The organism is Limnohabitans sp. TEGF004, assembly GCF_027924965.1.
Lineage (GTDB): Bacteria > Pseudomonadota > Gammaproteobacteria > Burkholderiales > Burkholderiaceae_C > Limnohabitans.
This window is the reverse complement of sequence record NZ_AP027056.1, coordinates 710,760-735,155: the sequence shown is the minus strand read 5'-3', so window position 1 is coordinate 735,155 and position 24,396 is coordinate 710,760. Positions and strand designations below refer to the sequence as shown.

Genomic DNA, 24,396 nt, shown 5'->3' with positions numbered 1-24,396 from the left:
TTAACCCTTGAGCGTGTTGAGTTCATCCACGTTGATGCTGGACTTGTTGCGGAACAACTGAACCAGAATCGCCAAGCCGATGGCAGATTCAGCAGCCGCCACAGTCAAGATGAAGAAAACAAAGATTTGGCCGTTCAAGTCACCTAAGTAGTGTGAGAACGCCACGAAGTTCATGTTGACCGCGAGCAACATCAATTCAATCGCCATCAACAAGACGATCAAGTTTTTACGGTTCAAGAAGATGCCGATCACAGAGAGTGCGAACAAAATCGCACCCAGCGTGAGGTAATGGCCTAAGGTGATGCTCATGCTTTTGTCTCCTCTGCGGCGGGGGCTGCTGGTGCGGGCTTGACCGCATCCATCTTCACCAACGACACACGGTCACGGGCCTTGACACGAACTTGGTCACCCGCATTTTGGAATTTGCTGTCTTTGCGTGCGCGCAAAGTCAAAGCGATGGCAGCAATCAAAGCCACCAACAAAATCAACGCCGCCACTTGCACGGGGTACAGGTACTCGGTGTAGAGCAACACGCCCAGGGCCTTGGTGTTAGAGGCTTGCGCCACCACCACGTGGCCCACATCTGCAGCAGAAGCCACATCAACAGGCGCCGCCGCAGTAACCGCCGCTGGAGAAATGACTTGTGCAGCCAGTTGCTTTTGGGGTTCGCTGATGCGGAAACCGCCCAATAAGACACCGGCCAATTCCAGAGCAATCACCGCACCCACAGTGGCGGCGAGTGGGAAATGCTTCCAGAAGCCTTGGCGAATGCTGTCGATGTTGATGTCGAGCATCATCACCACGAACAAAAACAAGACCATCACCGCGCCCACGTACACGAGCACGAGAGCGATGGAGAGGAATTCTGCTTTGAGCAACATCCAGATGCCCGAGGCTTGGAAGAAAGCCAAGACCAAATAGAGCGCGGCGTGCACAGGGTTACGCGCCGTGATGACGCGGAATGACGCAAACAGCATGACTGCTGAGAACGCGTAAAAAAGAGCCGATTGAACGTCCATCATGAAATCTTTCAACGGTATTTGGCGTCAGCTGCTTTGTTAGCAGCGATTTCGGGTTCGTAGCGGTCGCCCACTGCCAACAACATTTCTTTAGTGAAGTACAAGTCACCGCGTTTTTCGCCGTGGTACTCAAAGATGTGTGTTTCAACGATCGAATCCACAGGGCAGCTTTCTTCGCAGAAACCGCAGAAGATGCACTTGGTCAAGTCGATGTCGTAGCGCGTGGTACGGCGGCTGCCGTCTTCGCGCTGGTCTGATTCGATGGTGATTGCCATCGCTGGGCACACTGCTTCGCACAGTTTGCAAGCAATGCAACGCTCTTCGCCGTTTTCATAACGACGCAAAGCATGCAGGCCACGGAAGCGAGGTGACAAAGGTGTCTTCTCCTCCGGAAACTGAATGGTGATGCTGCGCGAGAACATGTATTTGCCTGTGAGGGCCATGCCTTTGAAAAGCTCGAGCAACAAGAAGCTCGACAAAAAGTCGCGCAACGAGAAAGGAGCGGAATGTGTAGTCGTTGTCATGGTGTAGTTCCGGCCTTAGTTCCAGATATTCCAAGGTGTTTGGATCCAAACACCCACCACCAACAACCAGATCAGGGTGAGTGGAATGAAGATCTTCCAACCCAAACGCATGATTTGGTCATAGCGATAGCGTGGGAACGTGGCGCGCACCCACAAGAACATGGTCACGACCACAAAGGTCTTAAGCCCGAGCCAAATCCAGCCGGGGATCATGTTGAACAGTGCGTTGTCGAAGGGTGACAACCAGCCGCCCAAGAACATCACCACGGTCAACACAGAAACCAAAATCATGTTGGCGTATTCGGCCAAGAAGAACATGGCGAAGGACATGCCCGAGTATTCGATCATGTGGCCAGCCACAATTTCAGACTCACCTTCCACCACGTCAAACGGGTGGCGGTTGGTTTCAGCCAAGCCGGAGATGAAGTAAATGATGAACACAGGGAACAAAGGCAACCAGTTCCAAGACAAGATGCCTAGGCCCTTGTCAGCCATCATGCCTTTGGCTTGGCCCATGACGATGTCGGTCATGTTCAAGCTGTTCGAAATCATCAAGACGATCACGAAGCAAAAGCCCATCGCAATTTCGTAGCTCACCATTTGGGCCGATGCGCGCATGGCACCAATGAAAGCGTACTTGGAGTTGGAAGCCCAACCCGCGATGATGACGCCGTACACCTCAAGCGATGTGATGGCCATCAAAAACAGCAAGCCTGCGTTCACGTTGGCCAAAGCGACATCAGGACCAAATGGCACCACCGCCCATGCAGCCAAGGCTGGCATGATGGTCATGATCGGGCCCAAGAAGAACAAGCTGGTTGTCGCTTGTGTAGGGATGATGATCTCTTTGGTGAGCAACTTCAGCGCGTCAGCGATGGGTTGCAACAAACCACCAGGGCCTGTGCGGTTCGGGCCTTTACGGATTTGGGTGTAACCAATGGCTTTGCGTTCCCACAAAGTCAGGTAGGCCACGCAACCGAGCAAAGGCAACAGCACCGCCACGATCTTAAGCAAGGTCCACAGAACGGGCCAAGCCAGTGTGGTCCACCACACATCAGACATCAAGCCAAAGCCTGCGTTGTAAATGTTGTCAACCATTACAGGCCTCCTTGCAACTTCGCGTCAGCGGTGAGTTGCAGCGATGGTGCGCGACGCACCAAGCTGTCGAGTTGATAAATCGCCGCAGAGGCAGGCTGACCTGCAGCTGGGCTCACGTCCACGCTCGCGGAGCATGCGTTGGACAACAAGGCTTGCACGTCGGCAGGGATCGCTTGAGCGCGAACTTCTTCGATGGTTTCGAATTCGAAGCCAGGCACGTGGAGCATAGAACCCAACACGCGCAACACTTTCCATGCAGGACGCGCTTCGCCCAATGGCTTGACCACACCATGGAAGCTTTGTGCGCGACCTTCGGTGTTGATGAACGTGCCAGCAGTCTCAGTGAAGGGCGAGATAGGCAGCAGCACATCGCTGATGTCCATATTGGCCTTGAAGGGAGACAAGGTGACCACCATTTCGGCTTGGCCGATGGCTTGTGCAGCAGCAGCGCCGTTGGCAGCGTCGAAAGCGGGTTCGGTGTTAAGCAACACCACCGCCTTCAAACCACCTGCCAACATTTGGCCTGCAGTTTGACCACCCGCTTTTGGCAAGGCACCCACCACTTGAGCACCCACCGTGTTGGCGGCTTCGCCGAGGTAACCCACGGTTGCGCCAGTTTGTGCGCCGATCCAGTTGGCCAAGCTGAGCAAGCTGGAGGCTTTGGCGTGGTGTGCGGCTGCGTTGCCCAACAAAATGGCTTTGCGCTCACCGCCTGTCAATGACTTGGCGATGGCTTGTGCTTCTGCGCTGTTGGCGTTACCCGCCACAGGTGCAGCCGCGCCAGTGATAGCGCCCACGGCAGCAGCGATGTCAGCCAAGGCTTGCACCCAGTTGGCGGCATCCGCCACCAAGGTGCTGGCCACAGGCATGGCCCAGTCGTAGGCTTGTGCGTTCAAGGCATTGACCTTGCCGCCATTACGCACTGCTTGACGCAGACGTTGGGCCAACAAAGGTTGGTCTTTACGGATGTTTGAACCAATCACCAATGCACGTTGCAGTGTGGTGAGAGAAGCCACAGAAGTACCCAACCAACGGGCTTTGCCATCGGTTTGGAAGTCTGCAGCGCGCAAACGTGTGTCGATGTTTTGGCTACCCAAACCACGCGTCAGGTTGGCAGCCAAGAACAACTCTTCAGCCGTGCTGTGTGGGCTAGCCAAAGTGCCGATGGCTTGTGGGCCGTGCTGGGCTTTGACGCCTTGCAAGCCGTTGGCCACGTATTCGAGGGCAGTTTGCCAATCGACTTCTTTCCACTCGCCGCCTTGCTTGAGCATGGGCTTGGTCAAGCGGTCTGCGCTTTCCAAAGCTTCGTAGCTGAAACGGTCGCGGTCAGCAATCCAGCATTCGTTGACGTCTTCGTTTTCCAAAGGCACGACACGCATGACTTTGTTGTTCTTGACTTGAACGATCAGGTTGGCACCTGTTGCATCGTGTGGGCTGACCGACTTGCGACGGCTCAATTCCCAAGTACGTGCGCTGTAACGGAATGGCTTGCTGGTCAACGCGCCCACGGGGCAGATGTCGATCATGTTGCCTGAGAGCTCGGAGTCGACCGATTGACCCACGAAGGTTTCAATCTGAGCGTGTTCACCACGGTGGGACATGCCCAATTCCATGATGCCTGCCACTTCTTGACCAAAGCGCACGCAGCGTGTGCATTGGATACAGCGGCTCATCTCTTGCATGCTGACCAAAGGACCCACGTCCTTGGGATTGACCACACGTTTTTCTTCTTCGTAACGTGAAGTGGTACCGCCGTAGCCGACCGCCAAATCTTGCAACTGGCACTCACCGCCTTGGTCGCAAATTGGGCAATCCAGTGGGTGGTTGATGAGCAAGAACTCCATCACCGACTGTTGAGCCTTGATGGCGCGTTCGCTCTTGGTGCGAACAATCATGCCTTGCGTCACGGGTGTGGCGCAGGCAGGCATGGGCTTAGGCGCTTTTTCCACATCGACCAAGCACATGCGGCAGTTGGCCGCGATGCTGAGTTTCTTGTGATAGCAGAAGTGCGGAATGTAGGTGCCGGCCTTTTCAGCTGCGTGCATGATCATGCAGCCTTCTTGGACGTCAATCTTTTTACCGTCGAGTTCGATTTCAATCATGGCACTTATCCGTGTCAAACGTAGGCAGAGACCGTGCAGGTCTTGTGCGTGATGTGGTGTTCAAACTCATGGCGGAAGTGCTTGATCATGCCGCGCACGGGCATGGCTGCTGCATCTCCGAGGGCGCAAATCGTGCGGCCCATGATGTTCTCTGCCACGTTGTCGAGCAAAGCCAAGTCGCTTTCGCGGCCTTCACCACGCTCAATGCGGTCGACCATGCGCCACAACCAACCTGTACCTTCACGGCAAGGTGTGCATTGGCCGCATGACTCGTGCATGTAGAAGTAGCTCAAGCGCAGCAGACTCTTGACCATGCAGCGTGAGTCGTCCAAAACGATCACAGCACCTGAACCCAACATTGAACCGCCGTCTTTGGCGATGCTGTCGTAGTCCATGGTGAGCTTCATCATCAAGTCGCCAGGAACAACTGGCGAAGAAGAACCGCCAGGGATCACAGCTTTGAGCTTGCGACCCTTGCGAACGCCACCGGCTAACTCCAACAATATGGAGAACGGTGTGCCCATAGGCACTTCGTAGTTGCCAGGACGCTCGACATCACCGCTCACCGAGAAGATCTTGGTGCCGCCGTTGTTGGGCTTGCCGCATTCGAGGTAAGCCTGACCACCGTTGTTGATGATCCAAGGCACCGCCGCGAAGGTTTCGGTGTTGTTGATGGTGGTGGGCTTGCCGTACAAACCAAAGCTCGCTGGGAACGGTGGTTTGAAACGGGGTTGGCCTTTTTTTCCTTCGAGCGACTCGAGCAATGCAGTTTCTTCACCGCAGATGTAAGCGCCAAAACCGTGAGCCGCGTGCAACTGGAAGCTGAACGTGGAGCCCAAGATGTTGTCACCCAAGAAGCCAGCTGCGCGGGCTTCTTCGAGGGCAGCTTCAAAACGCTCGTAGGTTTGGAAGATTTCGCCGTGGATGTAGTTGTAGCCCACGCTGATGCCCATGGCAAAAGCGGCGATGGCCATACCTTCAATCACGATGTGGGGGTTGTGTTGCAAGATCTCGCGGTCTTTGCAAGTACCGGGCTCGCCCTCGTCTGAGTTACAGACCAAGTACTTTTGACCTGGGAACTGGCGAGGCATGAAGCTCCACTTCAAACCTGTGGGAAAGCCCGCACCGCCGCGACCACGCAATCCGGATTCTTTGACGATCGCAATGACTTGATCTTGGGTCAAACCTTCCGTCAAGATCTTGCGCAGGGCTTGGTAGCCACCGCGTGCGACGTAGTCTTGCAACGACCAGTTATTGCCGTTCAAACCAGCCAAAATTTGTGGGCCGATGTGACGGTCGTGGAAACATGTTTCCACTGCGGTCGTTTGGAATTGGGAGAGAACTTGTAAAGCTTGGCTAGAGGTAGTCATGCTTATTCCTTCACCGCGCGCAAGCCTGCGACCATTTGGTCGATCTTGTCGTCGCTCATGTAGCTGCACATGGTGCGGTCGTTCACCAACAACACTGGCGCATCGGCGCAAGCGCCCATGCATTCGCCGGGTTGCACGGTAAACATGCCATCAGCCGTGGTCTCGCCGACTTCAATACCCAAGGTCTTGACCAAGTGCATCAAAGCGCCCTGCCCGTTGCGCAATTGGCATGGCAGGTTGGTACACACGTTGATCTTGAACTTGCCAACCGGTTGTTGGTTGTACATGTTGTAGAAGGTGGTCACTTCGTGCACAGCCATGGGGGCCATGCCAAGCAACTCAGCAATCACGCGCTCGCTCTCGGCGCTGACAAAGCCCTGCTCTTGCTGGGCGATGGACAAGCAAGCCATGACGGCAGATTGCTTCTGGTCGTCTGGGTATTTGGCGACTTCACGCGCAAAACGCGCCTGAGCCTCGGCCGACAGCGGTGCGCTGTGGTGGGTGTTTACAGAACTCATCGGTCAATTTCCCCGAACACAATGTCCATCGTGCCAATCACCGCCACGGTGTCAGCGATCATGTGGCCACGCGCCATTTCATCCATGGCTGCCAAGTGGGCAAAGCCAGGAGCGCGAATCTTCATACGGTAAGGCTTGTTGGCACCATCACTCACGAGGTAGATACCAAACTCACCTTTGGGATGCTCAACGGCGGCATACGCCTCGCCTTCGGGCACGTGGAAACCTTCAGTGAAGAGTTTGAAGTGGTGGATCAACTCTTCCATGTTGGACTTCATGCCTTCACGGCTAGGTGCAGCCACCTTGTGGTTGTCGGTGATGACAGGACCTGGGTTGACACGCAACCAGTCCACGCACTGCTTGATGATGCGGTTGGACTGACGCATTTCTTCGACGCGCACCAAATAACGGTCGTAGCAGTCACCGGTTTTGCCCACAGGAATGTCGAAGTCCATGCGGTCATACACGTCATAAGGCTGGTGCTTGCGCAAGTCCCATGCAATGCCTGAGCCACGCAACATCGCACCTGAGAAACCAAGGTTTTTCGCGCGCTCTGGCGTGACCACACCGATGTCGACCGTGCGTTGCTTCCAAATGCGGTTGTCGGTGAGCAGTGTTTCGTACTCGTCAACCAACTTGGGGAAGCGCTGCGTGAAGTCGTCAATGAAGTCGAGCAAAGAGCCTGAACGGCCTTCGTTCAAACGTGCCACCGACTTGGCATTGCGCACTTTGCTGGCTTTGTACTGAGGCATGCTGTCTGGCAGGTCTCGGTACACGCCGCCTGGACGGAAGTAAGCCGCATGCATACGAGCACCAGAGACTGCTTCGTACATGTCGAACAAATCTTCACGTTCGCGGAAGCAGTAGATCAAGATGTTCATCGCGCCGCAGTCGAAACCATGGCAACCCAACCACAACAAGTGGTTGAGCAAACGGGTGATTTCGGAATACATCACACGGATGTACTGCGCACGCTCAGGCACTTCAATGCCCATCATTTTTTCGATGGCCAAGCAGTAAGCATGCTCGTTACACATCATGGACACGTAGTCGAGACGGTCCATGTAGGGCAACGATTGAATGTAGGTTTTGCTCTCGGCCAGCTTCTCAGTGGCGCGGTGCAACAAACCGATGTGTGGATCGGCACGTTGGACCACTTCGCCGTCGAGTTCCAACACCAAACGCAGCACGCCGTGTGCTGCAGGATGTTGAGGGCCCAAGTTCAGGGTGTAGTTCTTGATATCAGCCATGGTCAGTGCGTACCGCCGTAGTTGTCTTCACGAATGATGCGCGGTGTGATTTCGCGCGGCTCGATGGTGACGGGTTGGTACACCACACGTTTTTGCTCGGCGTCGTAACGCATTTCCACGTGACCCGAGGTTGGAAAATCTTTACGGAAGGGATGACCCACGAAACCGTAATCGGTCAACAAGCGACGCAAGTCGAGGTGACCTTCGAACACGATGCCGAACAAGTCAAACGCTTCGCGCTCGAACCAGTTGGCAGAGTTCCACAAATCGTTGACCGAAGCAACCACAGGCACGTCTTCGCTCACAGCGAACACGCGCACACGCAGGCGCCAGTTATGGCTGACCGACAACAAATGGCTCACCACGGCATAGCGCGGGCCATCTGTGAATTTGGAATGGGCGCCATCTTTGTAGCTGGAGTAATCAAGACCACACAGGTCCATCAACTGCTCAAAGCCCAAACGCGAATCGTCGCGCAAGGTTTGGCACACACCGTGGTAATCAGCAGCAGAGACCGTCAAGGTCAATTCGCCCAAAGCGGATTCGAGAAGCTTGACTTTGCTACCCAGCACGTCTTGCAAGGCCGCTTCAAGCGTTTGAATGGAATGACTCATCTGTTTTTCCTAATCAGCGAGCGATGGTGTTTTCGCGGCGAATCTTGCTTTGCAGCTGCAAGATGCCATACAACAAAGCCTCAGCCGTGGGTGGACAGCCTGGCACGTACACGTCTACTGGCACCACGCGATCACAGCCGCGCACCACCGAGTAGCTGTAGTGGTAGTAGCCACCGCCGTTGGCGCATGACCCCATAGACAACACCCAACGTGGCTCAGACATTTGGTCGTACACCTTACGCAAAGCGGGGGCCATCTTGTTGCACAAGGTGCCAGCCACGATCATCAAATCGGACTGACGTGGACTTGGACGGAACAACATGCCAAAGCGGTCGATGTCGTAACGGGCAGCGCCCGCATGCATCATCTCCACCGCGCAGCAAGCCAAGCCGAATGTCATTGGCCACAACGAGCCTGTTTTGGCCCAATTCACCACCGAGTCGTAGGACGTGGTGATGAAGCCTTCTTTGAAAACGCCTTCAAGTGACATAGTTATTCCTTATTCCCAATAGGACAGAGAGCCGATTGGGTTACTCCCAATCGATGGCACCCTTGATCCACATGTAGGCAAAGCCTGCAACGAGGATGGCAAGGAAGATCATCATGTCGATGAAGCCAATGAAACCAATTTCCTTGAGCGCCACAGCCCAAGGGAACAAAAATGCGATTTCCAAATCGAACAAGATGAAGAGGATGGCGATCAAGTAGTAACGCACATCAAACTTCATGCGCGCGTCTTCAAACGCCTCGAAGCCGCATTCGTAAGGGGAGTTTTTGGCCGGATCTGGGCGACGAGGGCCCAAAAAGAAGCCGATGACTTGAGGAGCAACCCCCACGCCTAAGCCCACAAGGATAAATAAGAGGACGGGAAGGTATTGTTCTAAGCTCATCTCAATCTCGCGGTCTGACTATCTGGTTTTTAGTCTGCGAAGTCTGCCGTAACTGGTTGACACCAGAGTTACAGCAGACTTTTTTGGATGGTGCCGTCGGCGAGACTCGAACTCGCACAGCTTTCGCCACTACCACCTCAAGATAGCGTGTCTACCAATTTCACCACGACGGCTTTGGGTTGTTTGTTCAAAAAAGCGAAGAGGGATAACGCTTCCTGAACAGCCTAAGAGTTTACCCCGAAAAAGGGCCCCATTCGCTCTGAGGCGTGAAGGTTTTGCGATTACTTCGTTGGAATTTGCGCAGCACCAGAGGCTGGCACTTCCACCACCGGCGCAGGCGCCACAACAGCACCCTCAAGCACACTACCAGAGCTGACAGGACGCAAGTTACCGAAGTAAGCCAAGGCCAAAGTACACACAAAGAACACGGCTGCCAACACCCCGGTGGTGCGTGACAAAAAGTTAGCGCCACCGCTGGCACCAAACAAGCTGCCCGAGCTGCCGCTGCCGAAAGCTGCGCCCATGTCTGCACCTTTGCCGTGCTGAACCAAGATCAAACCAATCATGCCCAAGGCAGACAACAACTGAACCACTTGGACGATATTCAAAATCAAACTCATAAAAACTCCGAAAAAATTATTACTTTCAACGCGCCGCAGCCGCGATGATGGTTAAGAAATCTGCCACCTTGAGGGCTGCACCACCAATGAGGCCGCCATCAATGTCGGGTTGCGCCAGCAATTCAGCCGCATTCGCCGCGTTCATGCTACCGCCGTACAAGATGTGCACGCGATCCGAATGCTCGGTCGCCGCCTTGAGCTGACCACGCAACACAGCATGCACCGCTTGCGCTTGCTCTGGCGAGGCTGTTTTGCCTGTGCCAATCGCCCACACTGGCTCGTAAGCCACCACGATTTCGCTGATGCAATGACCATTGGCGTGAATCACAGCCGCCAATTGTCGCTTGACCACCTCTTCGGTTTTACCCGCTTCGCGCTCAGCCAAAGTTTCGCCCACACACACGATGGGCGTGATGCCTGCCGACAAAGCGCGTTGGGCTTTGTGCGCCACTTGCTCATCGGTTTCACCGTGGTATTGACGACGCTCGGAATGCCCCACGATGGCGTAACGCACCGCAAAGTCTTTCAACATGGCAGCCGAAACCTCACCGGTGTAAGCACCCTGCTCGTGCGCCGACACATCTTGCGAACCCAAGTCAATGACAGAACCTTTGACGAGTTGCTGCACTTGCGACAAATATGCCGCAGGCACGCACACCGCGACTTGCGCGCGTTTGCCGCCCAAGGCTTGCACCAAACCCTGCTGCACACCGTGCACCAAGACTTCGTTGGCAGCCAAGCTGCCATTCATCTTCCAATTGCCTGCAATAAGTTTTTGCTTCATCACTTACTCCAAGTCAAAACAATCTTGCCAATGTGCTGATTGGACTCCATCAAACGGTGCGCGTTGGCTGCACCATCCGCTGGAGCCGCATCAAACGTGGCGTGAATCACAGGCTTGATACGCCCAGACTCAATCAATGGCCAAACGCGTTCACGCAAGTTGCGCGCAATCGCAGCTTTGAATGCCACGGGCCGCGGACGCAAAGTCGAACCCGTGATGTGCAAACGGCGACGCAGCACTTTGCCTGCGTCGAAATTGCCTTTGGTGCCACCTTGCAAAGCAATGATGACCAAGCGGCCATCTTCTGCCAAGCAATCCACCTCACGCGCCACATAGTCGCCCGCCACCATATCGAGCACAACATCCACACCTTTGCCGTGGGTCAGGCGCATGGCCTCGGCCGCAAAGTCGTGGGTTTTGTAGTTGATCGCATGGTCTGCGCCCAGTGCCACACAAGCAGCACATTTGTCGTCGTTACCCGCAGTCACGATGACGGTCGCACCCATGGCCTTGGCCATTTGAATCGCCGTCACGCCAATGCCGCTAGAGCCTCCTTGCACCAGCAATGTCTCGCCCGCTTGCAATTGCGCACGGTCAAACACATTGCTCCACACGGTAAAGAATGTCTCGGGCAACGAAGCTGCCTCGACATCACTCAACCCTGCGGGCACTGGCAAACACTGGGCCACGGGTGCCACACAATATTGCGCATAGCCTCCGCCAGCCACCAAAGCACACACACGGTCGCCCACCTTCAGACCCGCAGCAGCCAAAGCCGCCGCATCACCTGATTCGATGACACCCGCCACCTCAAGGCCAGGCACATCAGACGCGCCAACAGGCACAGGGTAGTGGCCCTTTCGCTGCAACACGTCAGGGCGATTGACGCCACTGGCGCTGACACGAATCAGCAACTCACCCTCACCTGCCTGCGGCACAGGCCGCTGGCCAACGCACAGCACCTCTGGGGCGCCGTACGTGGTGATTTCAACGATGTGCATCATGTGCGCAACCGCTTCTCAAACCCAATTAGGCGTGAGGTGCTGCGTCGTGTGCGTGGTCAGCTTGTGGACGCTCGATCAATGCCTTCATCGACAACTTGACGCGACCTTTTTCGTCTGTCTCGAGCACTTTGACGCGCACGATTTGACCTTCGCTGAGGTAGTCAGTGACTTTCTCGACGCGCTCGTGTGCGATTTGACTGATGTGCAACAAGCCGTCTTTACCTGGCAACAAGTTGACCAAAGCGCCGAAGTCCAACAACTTGGTGATGGGGCCTTCGTAGATCTTGCCGATTTCGACTTCAGCCGTGATTTCGGTGATACGACGCTTGGCGATTTCAGCCTTCTCGCCATCGGTGGCAGCGATGGTGATCGTGCCGTCTTCTTCGATGTTGATCTGGCAACCGGTTTCTTCGGTCAACGCACGGATGGTGGCGCCACCTTTGCCGATCACGTCACGGATCTTCTCGGGGTTGATCTTCATGGTGAACAACTTAGGTGCAAAGTCAGACACTTCAGTCTTGGCTTCGCCCATGGCTGCTTGCATCTTGTCCAAGATGTGCATGCGTGCTTCTTTGGCTTGAGCCAATGCAACTTGCATGATTTCTTTGGTGATGCCTTGGATCTTGATGTCCATTTGCAAAGCAGTAATACCGTTGGTGGTACCAGCCACTTTGAAGTCCATATCGCCCAAGTGATCTTCGTCACCCAAGATGTCGGTCAACACAGCAAAACGGTTGCCGTCTTTGATCAAGCCCATGGCGATACCAGCCACGTGTGCTTTCATGGGCACGCCAGCGTCCATCATGGACAAGCAGCCACCGCAGACCGAAGCCATCGATGAAGAACCGTTGGATTCTGTGATTTCAGACACCACTCGCATGGTGTATGGAAACTCTTCTTTGGTTGGCAACACAGCCACCAAAGCACGCTTGGCCAAACGGCCGTGGCCGATTTCGCGGCGCTTTGTAGAGCCCATGCGACCCACCTCGCCCGTGGCAAAGGGAGGCATGTTGTAGTGCATCATGAAACGGTCTTCGTATTCACCGGCCAAAGCGTCGATGCGTTGTGCGTCGCGCTCTGTACCCAAAGTAGTGACCACCAAAGCTTGGGTTTCGCCGCGTGTGAACAAGGCAGAACCGTGGGTGCGTGGCAACACGCTGTTACGGATTTCGATGGGGCGCACTGTGCGTGTGTCGCGGCCGTCGATGCGAGGCTCGCCTGCCAAGATTTGGCTGCGAACGATGTGGGCTTCGATGTCGAACAACATGTTTTCGACTTTGACCGAATCAAACTCAACGCCGTCGGCCTTGAGGGATTCCATCACAGCAGCGTAGGCTTGGCGGCAAGCCAAGGTGCGTGATTGTTTGTTGCGGATTTGGTAGGCAGCGCGCAGTTTTTCTTCGGCGTGTGCTTGAACCTTGGCGATCAGTGGCTCGTCCTTGGCAGGAGCAGCCCAATCCCATGCTGGTTTGCCAGCGTCGCGCACCAATTCGTGGATGGCGTTGATCGCGATGTTGCCTTGCTCATGGCCGAACACCACAGCACCCAACATGATTTCTTCTGACAGCTGTTGAGCTTCAGATTCCACCATCAACACAGCGGCTTCGGTACCAGCGACCACGAGGTCCATCTGGCTGTCTTTGCGTTGTGTTTGACCTGGGTTCAAGACGTATTCGCCGTTGATGTAACCCACGCGAGCGGCACCGATGGGGCCGTTGAAAGGAATGCCAGAGATGCTCAAAGCAGCAGACACAGCGATCAAGGCTGCGATGTCAGCATCGACTTCTGGGTTCAACGACACAGTGTGAATCACCACGTGCACGTCGTTGTAGAAACCTTCTGGGAACAAAGGACGGATGGGGCGGTCGATCAGACGGCTTGTCAATGTCTCGTGTTCGCTAGGCTTGGCTTCGCGCTTGAAGAAGCTGCCAGGAATCTTGCCTGCAGCGTATGTTTTCTCGATGTAGTCAACGGTCAAGGGGAAGAAGTCTTGGCCAGCTTTGGCGATCTTCGAACCCACGACAGTGGCCAACACCACGGTGTCGTCCATGTTGACGAGCACAGCGCCGCCGGCTTGGCGAGCGACTTCGCCGGTTTCCATGGTGACCGTGTGTTGGCCCCATTGGAATGTCTTGGTAACTTTATTGAAAATGGACATGTGATTTCCTTGTGAAATTAGCAATCAACCGGTGCAGCACACGATGCCATTCCAGAAAAGTTGGGGCTCTTTTGGAATGACACAGCTGTCGAATCTGCGCCTTGTTGTCTTGCTGTGGGTGAAAAAGCGTGTTTAAAAGTGCAAAACGCCTGAGCTTCTTGAAAACTCAGGCGTTTGTCGTTAGGACTTTAACGATTACTTGCGCAGGCCAAGCTTGGCGATCAGAGCAGCGTAACGGTCAAAGTTTTTCGACTTGAGGTAGTCGAGCAATTTGCGACGACGGCTCACCATGCGCAACAAACCGCGACGACCGTGGTGGTCTTTGGCGTGTTGTTTGAAGTGAGGTGTGAGTTCGTTGATACGAGCTGTCAACAAAGCCACTTGGACTTCGGGACTACCTGTATCGCCTGCGGCGCGTGCGTTGTCTTTAACGACTTCAGCAATTTTTGCTGTCAACATGGTTTTTTCCTTAAATATTTGACTTGCGTTGCACCGTGGAAGTTGGTGCAACGTGCTGTGTTTACCCCAAAAGGTAAAGCCCGCAGAGTATAGCAGGCGCAGCCGTCTTGAGCCAATTGGCCTGATTCAGGCCAATTCAGCCAGCGGCCAGCGTGGCTTGACGTCAAAGCTGTAGCGCGGCTGGGCTTGGGCCATGCCGCCCTCGCCACTTTGCAGGCGCATGGCAGCGGCCATGGCGATCATGGCACCGTTGTCGGTACACAAATGCAGCTCGGGGTAATGCACCCGCACGCCTTGGCGCTTGCATGCAGCATTGAGTTGCTCGCGCAAATGCCGGTTGGCCCCTACGCCGCCAGCCACAACCAAGCGTCTCAGCCCAGTTTCGCGCAGCGCTGTGAGAGATTTCTTCAAAAGCACCTCGACGATGGCAGCCTCGGTCGATGCCGCCAAATCAGCTTTTCGGGCTTCTAAGTCATCACCCAGCTTTTTGGCTTGGGTCATGACCGCAGTTTTGAGGCCAGCGAACGAAAAATCTAAATTACCGCTGTGCAGCAAGGGACGCGGTAGCTTGAAGGCAGCAGGGTCACCCTGCTCAGCCAGCTTTGAGAGCGCCGGGCCACCGGGGTAGCCCAAACCCATGAGCTTGGCCGACTTGTCAAAGGCCTCGCCTGCAGCATCGTCAATGGTTTCACCCAGCAACTCATAGTGCCCCACCCCGTCCACACGCATGAGCTGCGTGTGGCCGCCCGACACCAACAGGGCGACAAACGGAAACTCGGGCGGGTCTTCGCTCAAAAACGGCGACAGCAAATGGCCCTCAAGGTGATGCACGCCAAGCACAGGCTTGTTCAAAGCAGCGCCCAAGGCACAGGCCACACCAGCCCCGACCAGCAAAGCGCCAGCCAAACCTGGGCCGCGGGTGTATGCCACCACATCCACATCTTGTAAGGTGCGCTGCGCCTCGGCCATCACCTCACGCGCCAGCGGAATCACACGGCGAATGTGGTCTCGGCTGGCCAACTCAGGCACCACGCCGCCATAGGCCACATGCATGGCCACTTGGCTATAAAGAGCGTGCGATAGCAACGTGGGTAAGGCCGAGCCTTCAGAGCGGACCAGCGCCACACCTGTTTCGTCGCAAGAGGATTCAATACCGAGGATCAACATAGGCCTTGAGTTTATGCGCTGCACCCAAGGCATCGCCACCACGCATCACCTCAACGTGGTTGTTCACGCACAGAAGCCAGCTCGGATTCGAAGACGTTGGACTGCTCAATGGGCTCTGACGTCAGAACTGGCAGCATGATCAAAGGCCCCGTCACCGAACGCCCCAAAGTCATGCGCGTCTCAATCGGTGCGGCAAATGCAATCGCAAAGGCTGCAACCATGAACTGAACATAGACAAAACCGCGACCACGCAACAACGCCGCATCGCCGGATCGACCCCGCTTCGTCGCGAAAGTGGCGCGATCGACTGGAGCAATCAGCACACCATCAGTGGACAAAGACTGCACATCGGCTGCGGCTTCCACTGGGAGGGTGGCACCATGATGGCCGTTTGGCGGCACGTCTTTTTGTTCTTTTGCGCCTTGCTCTTTTGCCGCATCAGGCAAAGCCTCAGCACCAACACCCGCGTCCGTCATGGAAAACTCAAGCCCAAGCCGAGCAAATGACGCGTTGACCAACTGTTGGTTCATGTCAGACGCATCATCGTCCATCAAGACAAATGCATCATTGAACTTTTGCGCGCGTCCTATCTGCAAAAAACGGGAATGGGCCACCTCAAAACGGTCAAGCCTGTGGTTGACCTCTTCCGCCACCTCATGGATATTTTGCAACCGAACCTCTGGCGCGATGGCCTCGCGGTGCAAATCCGAAGTTTCTACATCCAGTGTTTGCACATTGGCGTCAGCCCCACCCAGCTCAATCGACTGACGGTTGGCCATGGCGTCCGAAGGGGCAAGGAGTTGTCGATTGGCATCTTGTGTTGACGCGTCTATTTGCTGCACATTGTCAGCAAGCCCTGCGCCATCGATGCGTTGACGATTCTTGGACGCATCGTCATCGCCGAGCTTCTGAAGGTTCAAACCGTCCGTGGCATTCAAACCCACCTTGACGACATTACCTTGGCTTTCGAAATCATCTGACACGCTTTGGATGTTGTCGCTCATGGTGCGGGCGATGAATTGACTCATCTCAGAGTCATCCGCAGCCCCCACCCATACCCCTTGGTTCGCAGCCTCGGATAAGCCATCGATCTTCGTCCCACTGGCATCGATCAACTCGTTCTTGAATGTGACCCCCTCCTCCTCATCGCTGCCGGTCAGACGTTCGTGGGTCACGCGATTTTTAAATGCACTGGTATCGAATGGCTTGAAATTTTTGGTTTCCAGAACTTTCCAATAACGTGCAAAGGTTTTCTCGGTGAAACCAAATGCCGTCAACATGTTCAGAAAAAGCTTGTCCTCCAAATGCGCCACTTCGCCGTCTGACAACATCGAATCACACACATTCGTCAGGATGTAGATTTTTTGCTCAGGCCTTAACAAAGCTGAAGCCTCATCCAAGAACTGCTTTAACTTGACCGAGCGCACGTATTTCAGCGCCACGTTTTGTAAGCCCTCAAACTCGCCAATCGCAGCCTCCAACTGCCCTACCTCTTGGGGGCCAATTGAGCCATCTGACGTCAACATGTAAAGCAAGGCAATCGCCAGCGCAAAGTGGGGCGTCATGGGCTGGCGATCTTCCCTGACGCCCGTGTATTTACCCAAAACAGACTTGTCGTTTTTGAGCGCCAGTATTTTGAAATAAGGTTCAAACTGCGCTTCACGCATGCCAAACGCGGTTGTCATTTGCGCAAAAAGGGCCAGCTCGGCATGGTCCGCGTGCCCATCTGCCAGCAAGGCATCGCATACGTTGGCCAAAATGCACCACTTGTCTTTGACGCTCAGCAGCTCTGAAGCCGTTACAAAAAACTGCTCAATGGGAACCGACTGCACATAACGCAAGGCGTAGCTGAGGACGGCTTTATCACCGCCCAGCACAGCTTGGAGTTGGCTGCTCTCTTGCGCTTCTAGCTCACCGTCAGACGCCATCATGTAGAGCAAGCTGCAAGCAAGCGCCAAATAAGGCGTTAAAAAGATTTGCTCAGCACCGTCAAGCCCAACCTCACCTGCCTGATTTTTGAGGTTGTCTAAAAGATTGGGTTTGAGGTTCGCGACGGCCATGCATCACGGTAATCACTCCGATAAGTTTTTGGGTGACAACTGCGTCATAGACCCGCTTGATGACGCCTTCGTCATCAAGCACACAGCTCAAACTGAAGGTGACAAAGGTGCAGACAAGGTTGCCATGACTGTTTGTTTCTCGGTCACGGTCAACGCCAAAGTCGCTTTGTGCAACTTGGCGATCTCCAAACAAATACTCAAGCCCAACCCCAAGCCATCCACCTGACGGGCGTGGGATGCATCCCCTCGGTAAAAGCGATCAAACGCCCGCTCACTCAAGTCCGCGGGGATGTCTGATGTTGGGTTTTCAACCGACAACTTAAAAGCCCCGTCTTCTTGCTCAAGCGTGACATGAATCCACCCATGTGCTTGGTTGTAATTCACCGCATTGGCATACAAGTTGTGAATGAGTTGATGAGCCAATGTCTTGTCGCAACGCCAAATCACATGAGGTGCAATGGTGCTAGAAATTTTCAAATTCGATTGGAACGAATGGGCATCTTTGACCAACTGCGTCAGCAACAAACTCAAATTCACATCGGTTAGCTCTTGCTTTAAACTGTTGGCATCTGCGCGAGACAACAGCAAAAGCTTTTCTGTGATTTCAATCAAACGCTCGACCTCATCACTCATGCTGCGCATGCGAATTTGAGCATCTGAACCCATCGGAAAATCGTGAATCAAGCGCTCGACGTTGCCACGCAAAATGGTGAGCGGCGTTCTCAACTCGTGTGATGCATCAGAGGCAAAGCGACGCGCTTTGGTGAAGCTGTCGTTCAAGCGAAAACGCAAATCATCAAACACTTTGACCAAGGCTTCAAATTCTTTGAAAGGCGCTTGCAACACAATGGATTGATCCAACGTATTCGCGGTCAGCTTGGCCATGTTGTTTTGTATAGAAGCGATGGGCCGCATCACCACATAGGTTAAGTAGAGCGTCAATGCCAGCAGCGTGACAAGAATCGTTGGCAACACGTAAATGGTGTTGCGATCACGCAATGCCCACACACGCAGCATCAAAGCATCAATCTCCGCCCCATCCAGCCAAATTTCAGAGCCTTTCAATCGGTCTTTGAACCGAACCGCGTACCAACTCTGCGAGCCGATCGCGCCATGCGAAAACTCAACATGACCTTGAGTCGAAGCCGCATCACCTCGCCAAAAATCATTGGCCTTCAACAAGGACCGACACACAGGAAAGGCAGGGATGTCAACGGTATCTTTTGCGCTGTCACACAGCACATAAAAATCAGAAATATTGCTGAACAAACTACCTTTTTCAAGTGCCTTGAAGCAGCTTAGAAACTCGTCGGGGCGCTGAAAATGATCTTCACATTTTTCTAGCGCCACGCCCATTTCTTGATGGATGCGGGTTTGCAACTGATCGGTTAAAAAATGCTGCGCCGTCAAACGATTGGCAACAATCACGACCGCCGTGATCAAAACCACATGCAAAAAGATACGTACCTTGAACGACTTTTTCATGACTCAAGCCTCCACGCGTAAGCGATAACCAACTCCGCGCACAGATTCAATGGGCGATACACGCCCATTAATGCCTCGCTCAAGCTTTCGCTTGATGCGACGCACGCACACATCCACCACATTGGTTTCTGGATCGAAGTTAATTTCCCACACGTGTTTGAGAATTTGTTGACGCGAAAAAATATGTCCTGGTGAGCGCATCAAAAACGCCAACAAACTGAACTCGCGTTGGCTCAGGACAGCGTTGACATCAAACCACTGCACCTTGTGACTGACCACATCCAGCGTCAGATGGCTCAATGAAATTTGCTGCACTTGCTCAGGCATCTTGCGCTGCATCACGGCCTTGATGCGCGCCACCAGTTCTTCCACAAAAAACGGTTTGGGCAAGTAGTCATCTGCGCCCATCTCAAAACCCATCAAGCGGTCGGGTAAATCGACTTTGGCACTGAGGATGATGACCGGCGTTGTAATGCCAGCCCCTCTTGCTTGATGCAAGAGGTCAAAACCATTGAGCTTGGGCAACATCACATCCAAGATCACCAAATCGTGCGCACCTACAAGCACTGCGGCGAGGCCTCGTTCACCATCATCGACATGCGTCACGTCATAGCCAGCGGCAGACAAACCCTTGATGACGAATTCTGCAATCTTGGCTTCGTCTTCAATCAACAAAATTTTCAAACCAACCATCCCTTGTTTTTGATTTGATTTCATTTTGAATCGATTAGTTCCAATTGAAAGGACAGGCCAAATGACATCTTCGTCATCGTTCGGCGCATGACGGGCATGTCACTAATCTAGCGTGAATGCGTGTCGATAGTTCAGGTGTAAACGCTCACAGAGAACCGCCATGCCACACCTACCGCCCATCGCCAGCACGCCAGCCCACCTGGAAGACCCCGTGATCAGCGCGGTAACGTCGATCGCCAACACGGCCCCGACGCCCTCCGCTTCCGCGACATCTCAAGCACACGCCCCCAGCGTGATTGCGGTGTCGTTTGCGTTTGACAGCATTGAAAAAACACTCAATGTGGTCATCAAAGATGAGCGATCTGGTGAGGTTGTGAGAACTATTGAATACACACACATACCTGCCGATATCCACCGAAGCGACAAGCTGAACGGATTGCTTCTGGACCAATTCGTTTAGCGCTTCAACGTGTATCCACGCCTAAATTAGTCATATAGCCATAAGTTATCTAGCCTGCGAGACAATCGCAGTATGAGCATCAGCCACTACATCAAAGACATCGGACGCGGCCGCGACGGCGCGCGTGCGCTGGACCGTGCACAAGCCGCTGATTTGATGGGCCAAATCTTGGATGGTCATGTCACCGATTTAGAGCTGGGTGCCTTTTGCATAGCCATGCGCATCAAGGGCGAAACCGACCAAGAAATGGCTGGCTTTCTAGATGCCACACATGCGCGCTTGCAGCACATCAGCGCCACCAGCCCTGTGGTCGTACTGCCCAGCTACAACGGCGCACGCAAGCTACCCGTGCTCACACCTTTACTCGCCCACTTGCTGGCCCGCGAAGGCTTGGCCGTGGTGATGCACGGCACAGCCACAGAATCTACCCGCATCACCAGCCAAGAAGTGCTCAGCGCCATGGGCGTGCAGGCCTTGACCCAAGCACGCGCTGTCGCAGCGGGTGAGGTGGTGTTTGCCCCCACCGAAGTGCTCAACCCCAACCTCAAACGTTTGCTCGATGTACGTCGCGTCGTAGGCCTGCGCAACCCCGCGCACAGCTTGGTCAAGCTGATGAACCCCACGACAGAAGCAAACGCCTTGCTGGTCAGCAGCTACACCCACCCCGAATACGCCGTCTCCATGGCCGCCACGTTTGAGTTGACCGGTGCACGCGCACTGCTTCTGCGCGGCACCGAAGGCGAAGTCGTGGCCGATGCACGCCGCACACCACAAATGGACGCTTTTGTGCGCGGCATGCGCACGGCCTTGGTCGAAGCGCAAGCAGGCTCGCTCATCAAACTGCCAGAGCTACCCACCGACATAGACGCAGCCACCACCGCACGCTACACACAAGCCGTGCTCAGCGGAGATCTACCCGTACCTGCCCCACTGGCTGCGCAAGTGCAAGCCGTGCTGAAAGCCTTGAGCCTTTGACCATGACACACCCATCTCAACCCCTTGTCACCTTGGTCGGCGCTGGCCCGGGCGACCCTGAGCTACTCACGCTCAAAGCTGTCAAAGCCATTGCCTCGGCCACCCTATTGCTGGTCGACGATTTGGTCAGCGACGCCATCACTGCCCATGCCTCGCCCACGGCACGCATCATCCATGTGGGCAAGCGCGGCGGCTGCAAATCGACCCCGCAAGCCTTCATTGAAAAACTCATGGCCCAAGAAGCGCTGGCGGGCGAAACCGTGGTGCGCCTCAAAGGCGGCGACCCGTTCATCTTTGGTCGTGGCGGCGAAGAAGTCGAACACTTGCAGGCGCAAGGCATCACGGTCACAGTCATCAATGGAATCACCTCCGGGTTAGCGGGCGTGACCTCGTTGGGCATTCCCCTCACCCATCGCGAACACGCGCATGGCGTGGTGTTCATCACCGGCCACGCCAAACAAGGTGCGGCTGACAGCGTGGACTGGGTGGCATTGGGCCAAACTGCACAACAAGCCAAACTCACGCTGGTCATTTACATGGGCGTGACTGGCGCAGCGCATCTGCAAGACGCCCTGCTGCAAAGCATGCGCGCCGATACGCCTGTGGCCGTGATTCACCAAGTGAGCCTGCCTACGCAGCGCCATGTGGTGTGCGAGCTGCAGCAGTTGCATGACACCATCATTCGCGAGCGACTGGCGAGCCCGTCTGTCATCGTGATTGGCGATGTATTCAAAGGCTTGCTGGCGATGCAACACGGCACTGAACTGCAAGCCTCTGCGGGCTAAGTGCTTAGCGCTAAAGCGCAGCACCACTAAACTCGCCGCATGAAAATTTTTGACGTTGTGATCGTGGGCGCCGGTGCTGCCGGTTTGTTTTGTGCAGGCGTGGCTGCGCAACAAGGCTTACAAGTGCTGGTGCTGGACCACAGCGAGAAAGTGGCCGAAAAAATTCGCATCTCCGGCGGGGGCCGCAGCAACTTCACCAACCGCGAGCTTGATGTTCGCGCCCCGCACAAACACTTTTTGGGTGACAACCCTCAGTTTTGTCGCAGCGCGCTGTCGCGCTACACGCCGCAAGACTTTGTGGCGCTCATGCAAAAGCACAACATTCCGTTTCACGAAAAGCACAAAGGCCAGCTGTTTTGTGACCGCTCCGCCGAAGACCTGATTCAAATGTTGCTGGCTGAATGCAATGGCTCGGCGAGCGGCGGCAGCGTCACCCGCTGGCAGCCTTGCAACCTCAAAGACATTCGCTACTCCGACGCCGCCCCTGATGCGCAACGCTACGAAGTCGACACCAGTCAAGGCACAGTGCACGCAGCGGCTGTGGTGGTCGCTACCGGCGGCTTGTCCATCCCCAAAATTGGCGCGACCGACATTGGCTATCGACTGGCCAAGCAATTCAACCTGCGCTTGGTTGAGCCCCGTCCCGGCCTTGTGCCCCTCACCTTTGACGACAAAGCGTGGGCGCCCTACGCCCAACTCTCGGGCCTCTCGCTGCCTGTGCGCATCGAAACAGGCGCAAAGAAAACCCTGCAAAGCTTTGACGAAGATTTGCTGTTCACCCACCGAGGGCTGTCTGGCCCAGGCGTGCTGCAAATCTCTAGCTATTGGCAAGCAGGTACTGACTTACGCATCAACCTCGCCCCCGAGGTGGACCTGACTGACGCCTTGATGACAGCCAAGCAGCAGTCTAAAAAGCTCATTGCCAACGAACTCAACGCTTGGGTCCCCTCACGCCTCGCCGATACGTGGGCCAGCCAAGACGCAGCATGGCAACGCCCCGTAATTGAAGCCAGCGACAAAGCCCTGAACCTCTTGGCCCAGCGCCTGAGCGCTTGGCCCCTCACCCCCACGGGCACCGAGGGCTACAAAAAAGCCGAGGTCACCGTGGGCGGCGTGGACACCCGCGATTTGTCGCAGCAAACCATGGAATCCAAGCAACCAGGCCTGTATTTCATTGGCGAAGTGGTGGACATCACCGGCTGGCTGGGCGGCTACAACTTCCAATGGGCTTGGTCCAGCGCGCACGCCTGCGCAAAAGCCTTGGGCGCCCATTTAAAACCGGCGGTTTAGTCGCTATAATTTCGGTCTTTGCTGGCAAACCCCCAACGGCCTGATCAACTTAATGTTGGGGAACACCGCAGGCATGGCGCTCAGGCACGATCTTCCTAGGCACCCTCTGACTGCAAATAATTGGAAATTTTGGTAATGACCACCATCCGTGTAAAAGAAAACGAACCGTTTGACGTCGCTCTGCGTCGCTTCAAGCGCACCATTGAAAAATTGGGTCTGTTGACCGACTTGCGCGCTCGCGAGTTCTACGAGAAGCCAACCGCTGAACGTAAACGCAAAAAAGCAGCAGCCGTGAAACGCAACTACAAGCGCATCCGCAGCATGCAGTTGCCCAAGAAGCTGTACTAAGCAGCCTCTGCCCCAAAAAAGCTCGCTAGGGACGCCTCAGCGGGCTTTTTTTTCGAACAACTTTTCTCCCAAGGAACACACCATGAGCCTCAAAGCACAAATCACCGAAGACATGAAAACAGCCATGCGCGCCAAAGACAGCGTGCGCTTGGGCACCATCCGCCTACTGCAAGCCGCAATGAAACAAAAAGAAGTTGACGAGCGCGTGGAGCTGGACGACGTCATGGTGATCGCCATCGTGGACAAGCTGATCAAGCAACGCAAGGACTCGGTGGCTGCGTATGTATCAGCACAGCGCCAAGACTTGGCTGACATCGAAAGCGCCGAAATGAAAGTGCTGGAGGTGTATTTGCCTCAGCGTTTGAGCGCCGAAGAAATCACCGCTGCTGTGAAAGCCATCGTGGCTGAACTGGGCGCCACGGGTGCTGGTGACATGGGCAAGGTCATGGGCGCTGTGAAGGCGCAGTTGGCGGGCAAGGCTGATATGGGTCTGGTGTCTGCTGCTGTTAAGGCTGCGTTGGCGGGCTAAGGCTTAGCCGCTCTTGTCTAACTGTTGTGGCTGAGGGGGAAGGACTCCCCTGCTTTTACTGTTGAAGTAAGGGTTTTGAGCGCAGCGACAAAACTTATGTAGAGCGCATAAAGCGAATGTGGTGTGGCGTGACTGCCCGTAGCGACATTCTGAGCGCAGCGAAGAGGAGCCTAGGGCAGTTACGCCACACCGCA

The 24,396-nt window shown here is 55.0% G+C and carries 26 protein-coding genes and 1 tRNA gene; 6 read left to right on the top strand and 21 right to left on the bottom strand.

What is annotated here, in order from left to right; translation table 11 throughout:
- From nuoK to LINBF2_RS03580, 21 genes are all read right to left on the bottom strand, one after another.
- Complete coding sequence (nuoK, locus tag LINBF2_RS03680; protein WP_104799163.1) at positions 1-309, bottom strand: NADH-quinone oxidoreductase subunit NuoK; 309 nt, start codon at positions 307-309, stop codon at positions 1-3.
- Positions 306-1,019 carry an NADH-quinone oxidoreductase subunit J gene (locus LINBF2_RS03675; RefSeq protein ID WP_281891277.1) on the bottom strand — a complete coding sequence of 238 codons (714 nt, stop codon included), beginning with the start codon at positions 1,017-1,019 and terminating at the stop codon, positions 306-308. The genes nuoK and LINBF2_RS03675 overlap by 4 nt, the downstream gene beginning before the upstream one ends.
- 11 nt (positions 1,020-1,030) lie before the next feature.
- Positions 1,031-1,543, bottom strand: a complete 513-nt coding sequence (gene nuoI, locus LINBF2_RS03670; protein WP_108359112.1) for an NADH-quinone oxidoreductase subunit NuoI — start codon at positions 1,541-1,543, stop codon at positions 1,031-1,033.
- Positions 1,544-1,558: 15 nt separating this feature from the next.
- Positions 1,559-2,641 (bottom strand): NADH-quinone oxidoreductase subunit NuoH, encoded by a 1,083-nt coding sequence (nuoH, locus tag LINBF2_RS03665; RefSeq protein ID WP_281890500.1) that lies wholly within the window; start codon positions 2,639-2,641, stop codon positions 1,559-1,561.
- The gene (gene nuoG / locus LINBF2_RS03660) at positions 2,641-4,743 is read right to left on the bottom strand and encodes an NADH-quinone oxidoreductase subunit NuoG (RefSeq protein ID WP_281890498.1); all 2,103 of its coding nucleotides are present in this window, start codon (positions 4,741-4,743) and stop codon (positions 2,641-2,643) included. Before nuoG ends, nuoH begins: the two co-directional genes overlap by 1 nt.
- Positions 4,744-4,757: 14 nt before the next feature.
- Positions 4,758-6,113 carry an NADH-quinone oxidoreductase subunit NuoF gene (nuoF, locus tag LINBF2_RS03655; RefSeq protein WP_281890496.1) on the bottom strand — a complete coding sequence of 452 codons (1,356 nt, stop codon included), beginning with the start codon at positions 6,111-6,113 and terminating at the stop codon, positions 4,758-4,760.
- 2 nt (positions 6,114-6,115) lie between these two features.
- A complete protein-coding gene (gene nuoE / locus LINBF2_RS03650; protein ID WP_104799157.1) occupies positions 6,116-6,631 on the bottom strand; it encodes an NADH-quinone oxidoreductase subunit NuoE in 516 nt (171 codons plus the stop codon).
- Complete coding sequence (locus tag LINBF2_RS03645) at positions 6,628-7,881, bottom strand: NADH-quinone oxidoreductase subunit D (protein WP_281890493.1); 1,254 nt, start codon at positions 7,879-7,881, stop codon at positions 6,628-6,630. The genes nuoE and LINBF2_RS03645 overlap by 4 nt, the downstream gene beginning before the upstream one ends.
- Positions 7,882-7,883: 2 nt before the next feature.
- Positions 7,884-8,495, bottom strand: coding sequence for an NADH-quinone oxidoreductase subunit C (locus LINBF2_RS03640; RefSeq protein ID WP_281890492.1), 612 nt, complete (start codon positions 8,493-8,495; stop codon positions 7,884-7,886).
- Positions 8,496-8,508: 13 nt separating this feature from the next.
- Positions 8,509-8,985, bottom strand: coding sequence for an NADH-quinone oxidoreductase subunit B (locus LINBF2_RS03635; RefSeq protein WP_100132916.1), 477 nt, complete (start codon positions 8,983-8,985; stop codon positions 8,509-8,511).
- A gap of 40 nt (positions 8,986-9,025) precedes the next feature.
- Positions 9,026-9,385, bottom strand: a complete 360-nt coding sequence (locus tag LINBF2_RS03630; RefSeq protein WP_104799154.1) for an NADH-quinone oxidoreductase subunit A — start codon at positions 9,383-9,385, stop codon at positions 9,026-9,028.
- 88 nt (positions 9,386-9,473) lie between these two features.
- Positions 9,474-9,558, bottom strand: a tRNA-Leu gene (locus tag LINBF2_RS03625).
- A 108-nt stretch (positions 9,559-9,666) separates the two neighbouring features.
- Positions 9,667-10,005: a preprotein translocase subunit SecG gene (gene secG, locus LINBF2_RS03620; protein ID WP_104799153.1), complete on the bottom strand. Its 339-nt coding sequence runs from the start codon at positions 10,003-10,005 to the stop codon at positions 9,667-9,669.
- A gap of 25 nt (positions 10,006-10,030) precedes the next feature.
- A complete protein-coding gene (gene tpiA, locus LINBF2_RS03615; RefSeq protein ID WP_281890488.1) occupies positions 10,031-10,789 on the bottom strand; it encodes a triose-phosphate isomerase in 759 nt (252 codons plus the stop codon).
- Positions 10,789-11,790, bottom strand: coding sequence for an NAD(P)H-quinone oxidoreductase (locus LINBF2_RS03610; protein WP_281891276.1), 1,002 nt, complete (start codon positions 11,788-11,790; stop codon positions 10,789-10,791). Before LINBF2_RS03610 ends, tpiA begins: the two co-directional genes overlap by 1 nt.
- A 28-nt stretch (positions 11,791-11,818) precedes the next feature.
- Positions 11,819-13,951, bottom strand: coding sequence for a polyribonucleotide nucleotidyltransferase (pnp, locus tag LINBF2_RS03605; RefSeq protein WP_104799151.1), 2,133 nt, complete (start codon positions 13,949-13,951; stop codon positions 11,819-11,821).
- 195 nt (positions 13,952-14,146) lie between these two features.
- Positions 14,147-14,410 carry a 30S ribosomal protein S15 gene (gene rpsO / locus LINBF2_RS03600; RefSeq protein ID WP_104799150.1) on the bottom strand — a complete coding sequence of 88 codons (264 nt, stop codon included), beginning with the start codon at positions 14,408-14,410 and terminating at the stop codon, positions 14,147-14,149.
- 126 nt (positions 14,411-14,536) lie between these two features.
- Positions 14,537-15,577 carry a tRNA (adenosine(37)-N6)-threonylcarbamoyltransferase complex transferase subunit TsaD gene (gene tsaD / locus LINBF2_RS03595; protein ID WP_281890485.1) on the bottom strand — a complete coding sequence of 347 codons (1,041 nt, stop codon included), beginning with the start codon at positions 15,575-15,577 and terminating at the stop codon, positions 14,537-14,539.
- A 50-nt stretch (positions 15,578-15,627) separates the two neighbouring features.
- Entirely contained in the window at positions 15,628-17,637 is a 2,010-nt protein-coding gene (locus tag LINBF2_RS03590; protein ID WP_281890483.1) for a hypothetical protein, read from the bottom strand.
- Between the two features lie 87 nt (positions 17,638-17,724).
- Complete coding sequence (locus LINBF2_RS03585) at positions 17,725-19,122, bottom strand: HAMP domain-containing sensor histidine kinase (RefSeq protein WP_281890481.1); 1,398 nt, start codon at positions 19,120-19,122, stop codon at positions 17,725-17,727.
- A 3-nt stretch (positions 19,123-19,125) separates the two neighbouring features.
- The gene (locus LINBF2_RS03580; RefSeq protein ID WP_281890479.1) at positions 19,126-19,815 is read right to left on the bottom strand and encodes a response regulator transcription factor; all 690 of its coding nucleotides are present in this window, start codon (positions 19,813-19,815) and stop codon (positions 19,126-19,128) included.
- A gap of 160 nt (positions 19,816-19,975) precedes the next feature.
- Between LINBF2_RS03580 and LINBF2_RS03575 the strand changes: the two genes are divergently transcribed.
- The 6 genes from LINBF2_RS03575 (at position 19,976) to LINBF2_RS03550 (ending at position 24,202) form a co-directional block, all read left to right on the top strand.
- Positions 19,976-20,275, top strand: a complete 300-nt coding sequence (locus LINBF2_RS03575) for a hypothetical protein (protein WP_281890478.1) — start codon at positions 19,976-19,978, stop codon at positions 20,273-20,275.
- A gap of 72 nt (positions 20,276-20,347) precedes the next feature.
- The gene (ybiB, locus tag LINBF2_RS03570) at positions 20,348-21,250 is read left to right on the top strand and encodes a DNA-binding protein YbiB (RefSeq protein ID WP_281890476.1); all 903 of its coding nucleotides are present in this window, start codon (positions 20,348-20,350) and stop codon (positions 21,248-21,250) included.
- A gap of 2 nt (positions 21,251-21,252) precedes the next feature.
- Positions 21,253-22,035, top strand: coding sequence for a uroporphyrinogen-III C-methyltransferase (cobA, locus tag LINBF2_RS03565; protein ID WP_281890475.1), 783 nt, complete (start codon positions 21,253-21,255; stop codon positions 22,033-22,035).
- 39 nt (positions 22,036-22,074) lie between these two features.
- Positions 22,075-23,325 carry an NAD(P)/FAD-dependent oxidoreductase gene (locus LINBF2_RS03560; RefSeq protein WP_281890474.1) on the top strand — a complete coding sequence of 417 codons (1,251 nt, stop codon included), beginning with the start codon at positions 22,075-22,077 and terminating at the stop codon, positions 23,323-23,325.
- 135 nt (positions 23,326-23,460) lie between these two features.
- Positions 23,461-23,673 carry a 30S ribosomal protein S21 gene (gene rpsU / locus LINBF2_RS03555; RefSeq protein ID WP_006296472.1) on the top strand — a complete coding sequence of 71 codons (213 nt, stop codon included), beginning with the start codon at positions 23,461-23,463 and terminating at the stop codon, positions 23,671-23,673.
- An 82-nt stretch (positions 23,674-23,755) separates the two neighbouring features.
- The gene (locus LINBF2_RS03550; protein WP_104799142.1) at positions 23,756-24,202 is read left to right on the top strand and encodes a GatB/YqeY domain-containing protein; all 447 of its coding nucleotides are present in this window, start codon (positions 23,756-23,758) and stop codon (positions 24,200-24,202) included.
- The last annotated feature ends 194 nt before the right edge of the window (positions 24,203-24,396 follow it).

Bases quoted from the DNA above. Each gene is read 5' to 3' on its own strand.
- nuoK (WP_104799163.1), bottom strand. From the start codon at position 309: ATGAGCATCACCTTAGGCCATTACCTCACGCTGGGTGCGATTTTGTTC.
- LINBF2_RS03550 (WP_104799142.1), top strand. From the start codon at position 23,756: ATGAGCCTCAAAGCACAAATCACCGAAGACATGAAAACAGCCATGCGC.
- nuoG (WP_281890498.1), bottom strand. From the start codon at position 4,743: ATGATTGAAATCGAACTCGACGGTAAAAAGATTGACGTCCAAGAAGGC.
- nuoF (WP_281890496.1), bottom strand. From the start codon at position 6,113: ATGACTACCTCTAGCCAAGCTTTACAAGTTCTCTCCCAATTCCAAACG.
- LINBF2_RS03575 (WP_281890478.1), top strand. From the start codon at position 19,976: ATGCCACACCTACCGCCCATCGCCAGCACGCCAGCCCACCTGGAAGAC.
- rpsO (WP_104799150.1), bottom strand. From the start codon at position 14,410: ATGTTGACAGCAAAAATTGCTGAAGTCGTTAAAGACAACGCACGCGCC.
- LINBF2_RS03590 (WP_281890483.1), bottom strand. From the start codon at position 17,637: ATGGCCGTCGCGAACCTCAAACCCAATCTTTTAGACAACCTCAAAAAT.
- LINBF2_RS03585 (WP_281890481.1), bottom strand. From the start codon at position 19,122: ATGAAAAAGTCGTTCAAGGTACGTATCTTTTTGCATGTGGTTTTGATC.
- nuoE (WP_104799157.1), bottom strand. From the start codon at position 6,631: ATGAGTTCTGTAAACACCCACCACAGCGCACCGCTGTCGGCCGAGGCT.
- LINBF2_RS03580 (WP_281890479.1), bottom strand. From the start codon at position 19,815: ATGGTTGGTTTGAAAATTTTGTTGATTGAAGACGAAGCCAAGATTGCA.
- rpsU (WP_006296472.1), top strand. From the start codon at position 23,461: ATGACCACCATCCGTGTAAAAGAAAACGAACCGTTTGACGTCGCTCTG.
- nuoI (WP_108359112.1), bottom strand. From the start codon at position 1,543: ATGACAACGACTACACATTCCGCTCCTTTCTCGTTGCGCGACTTTTTG.
- nuoH (WP_281890500.1), bottom strand. From the start codon at position 2,641: ATGGTTGACAACATTTACAACGCAGGCTTTGGCTTGATGTCTGATGTG.
- LINBF2_RS03675 (WP_281891277.1), bottom strand. From the start codon at position 1,019: ATGGACGTTCAATCGGCTCTTTTTTACGCGTTCTCAGCAGTCATGCTG.
- secG (WP_104799153.1), bottom strand. From the start codon at position 10,005: ATGAGTTTGATTTTGAATATCGTCCAAGTGGTTCAGTTGTTGTCTGCC.
- LINBF2_RS03560 (WP_281890474.1), top strand. From the start codon at position 22,075: ATGAAAATTTTTGACGTTGTGATCGTGGGCGCCGGTGCTGCCGGTTTG.
- cobA (WP_281890475.1), top strand. From the start codon at position 21,253: ATGACACACCCATCTCAACCCCTTGTCACCTTGGTCGGCGCTGGCCCG.
- pnp (WP_104799151.1), bottom strand. From the start codon at position 13,951: ATGTCCATTTTCAATAAAGTTACCAAGACATTCCAATGGGGCCAACAC.
- tpiA (WP_281890488.1), bottom strand. From the start codon at position 10,789: ATGAAGCAAAAACTTATTGCAGGCAATTGGAAGATGAATGGCAGCTTG.
- LINBF2_RS03630 (WP_104799154.1), bottom strand. From the start codon at position 9,385: ATGAGCTTAGAACAATACCTTCCCGTCCTCTTATTTATCCTTGTGGGC.
- LINBF2_RS03640 (WP_281890492.1), bottom strand. From the start codon at position 8,495: ATGAGTCATTCCATTCAAACGCTTGAAGCGGCCTTGCAAGACGTGCTG.
- ybiB (WP_281890476.1), top strand. From the start codon at position 20,348: ATGAGCATCAGCCACTACATCAAAGACATCGGACGCGGCCGCGACGGC.
- LINBF2_RS03645 (WP_281890493.1), bottom strand. From the start codon at position 7,881: ATGGCTGATATCAAGAACTACACCCTGAACTTGGGCCCTCAACATCCT.
- tsaD (WP_281890485.1), bottom strand. From the start codon at position 15,577: ATGTTGATCCTCGGTATTGAATCCTCTTGCGACGAAACAGGTGTGGCG.
- LINBF2_RS03610 (WP_281891276.1), bottom strand. From the start codon at position 11,790: ATGCACATCGTTGAAATCACCACGTACGGCGCCCCAGAGGTGCTGTGC.
- LINBF2_RS03635 (WP_100132916.1), bottom strand. From the start codon at position 8,985: ATGTCACTTGAAGGCGTTTTCAAAGAAGGCTTCATCACCACGTCCTAC.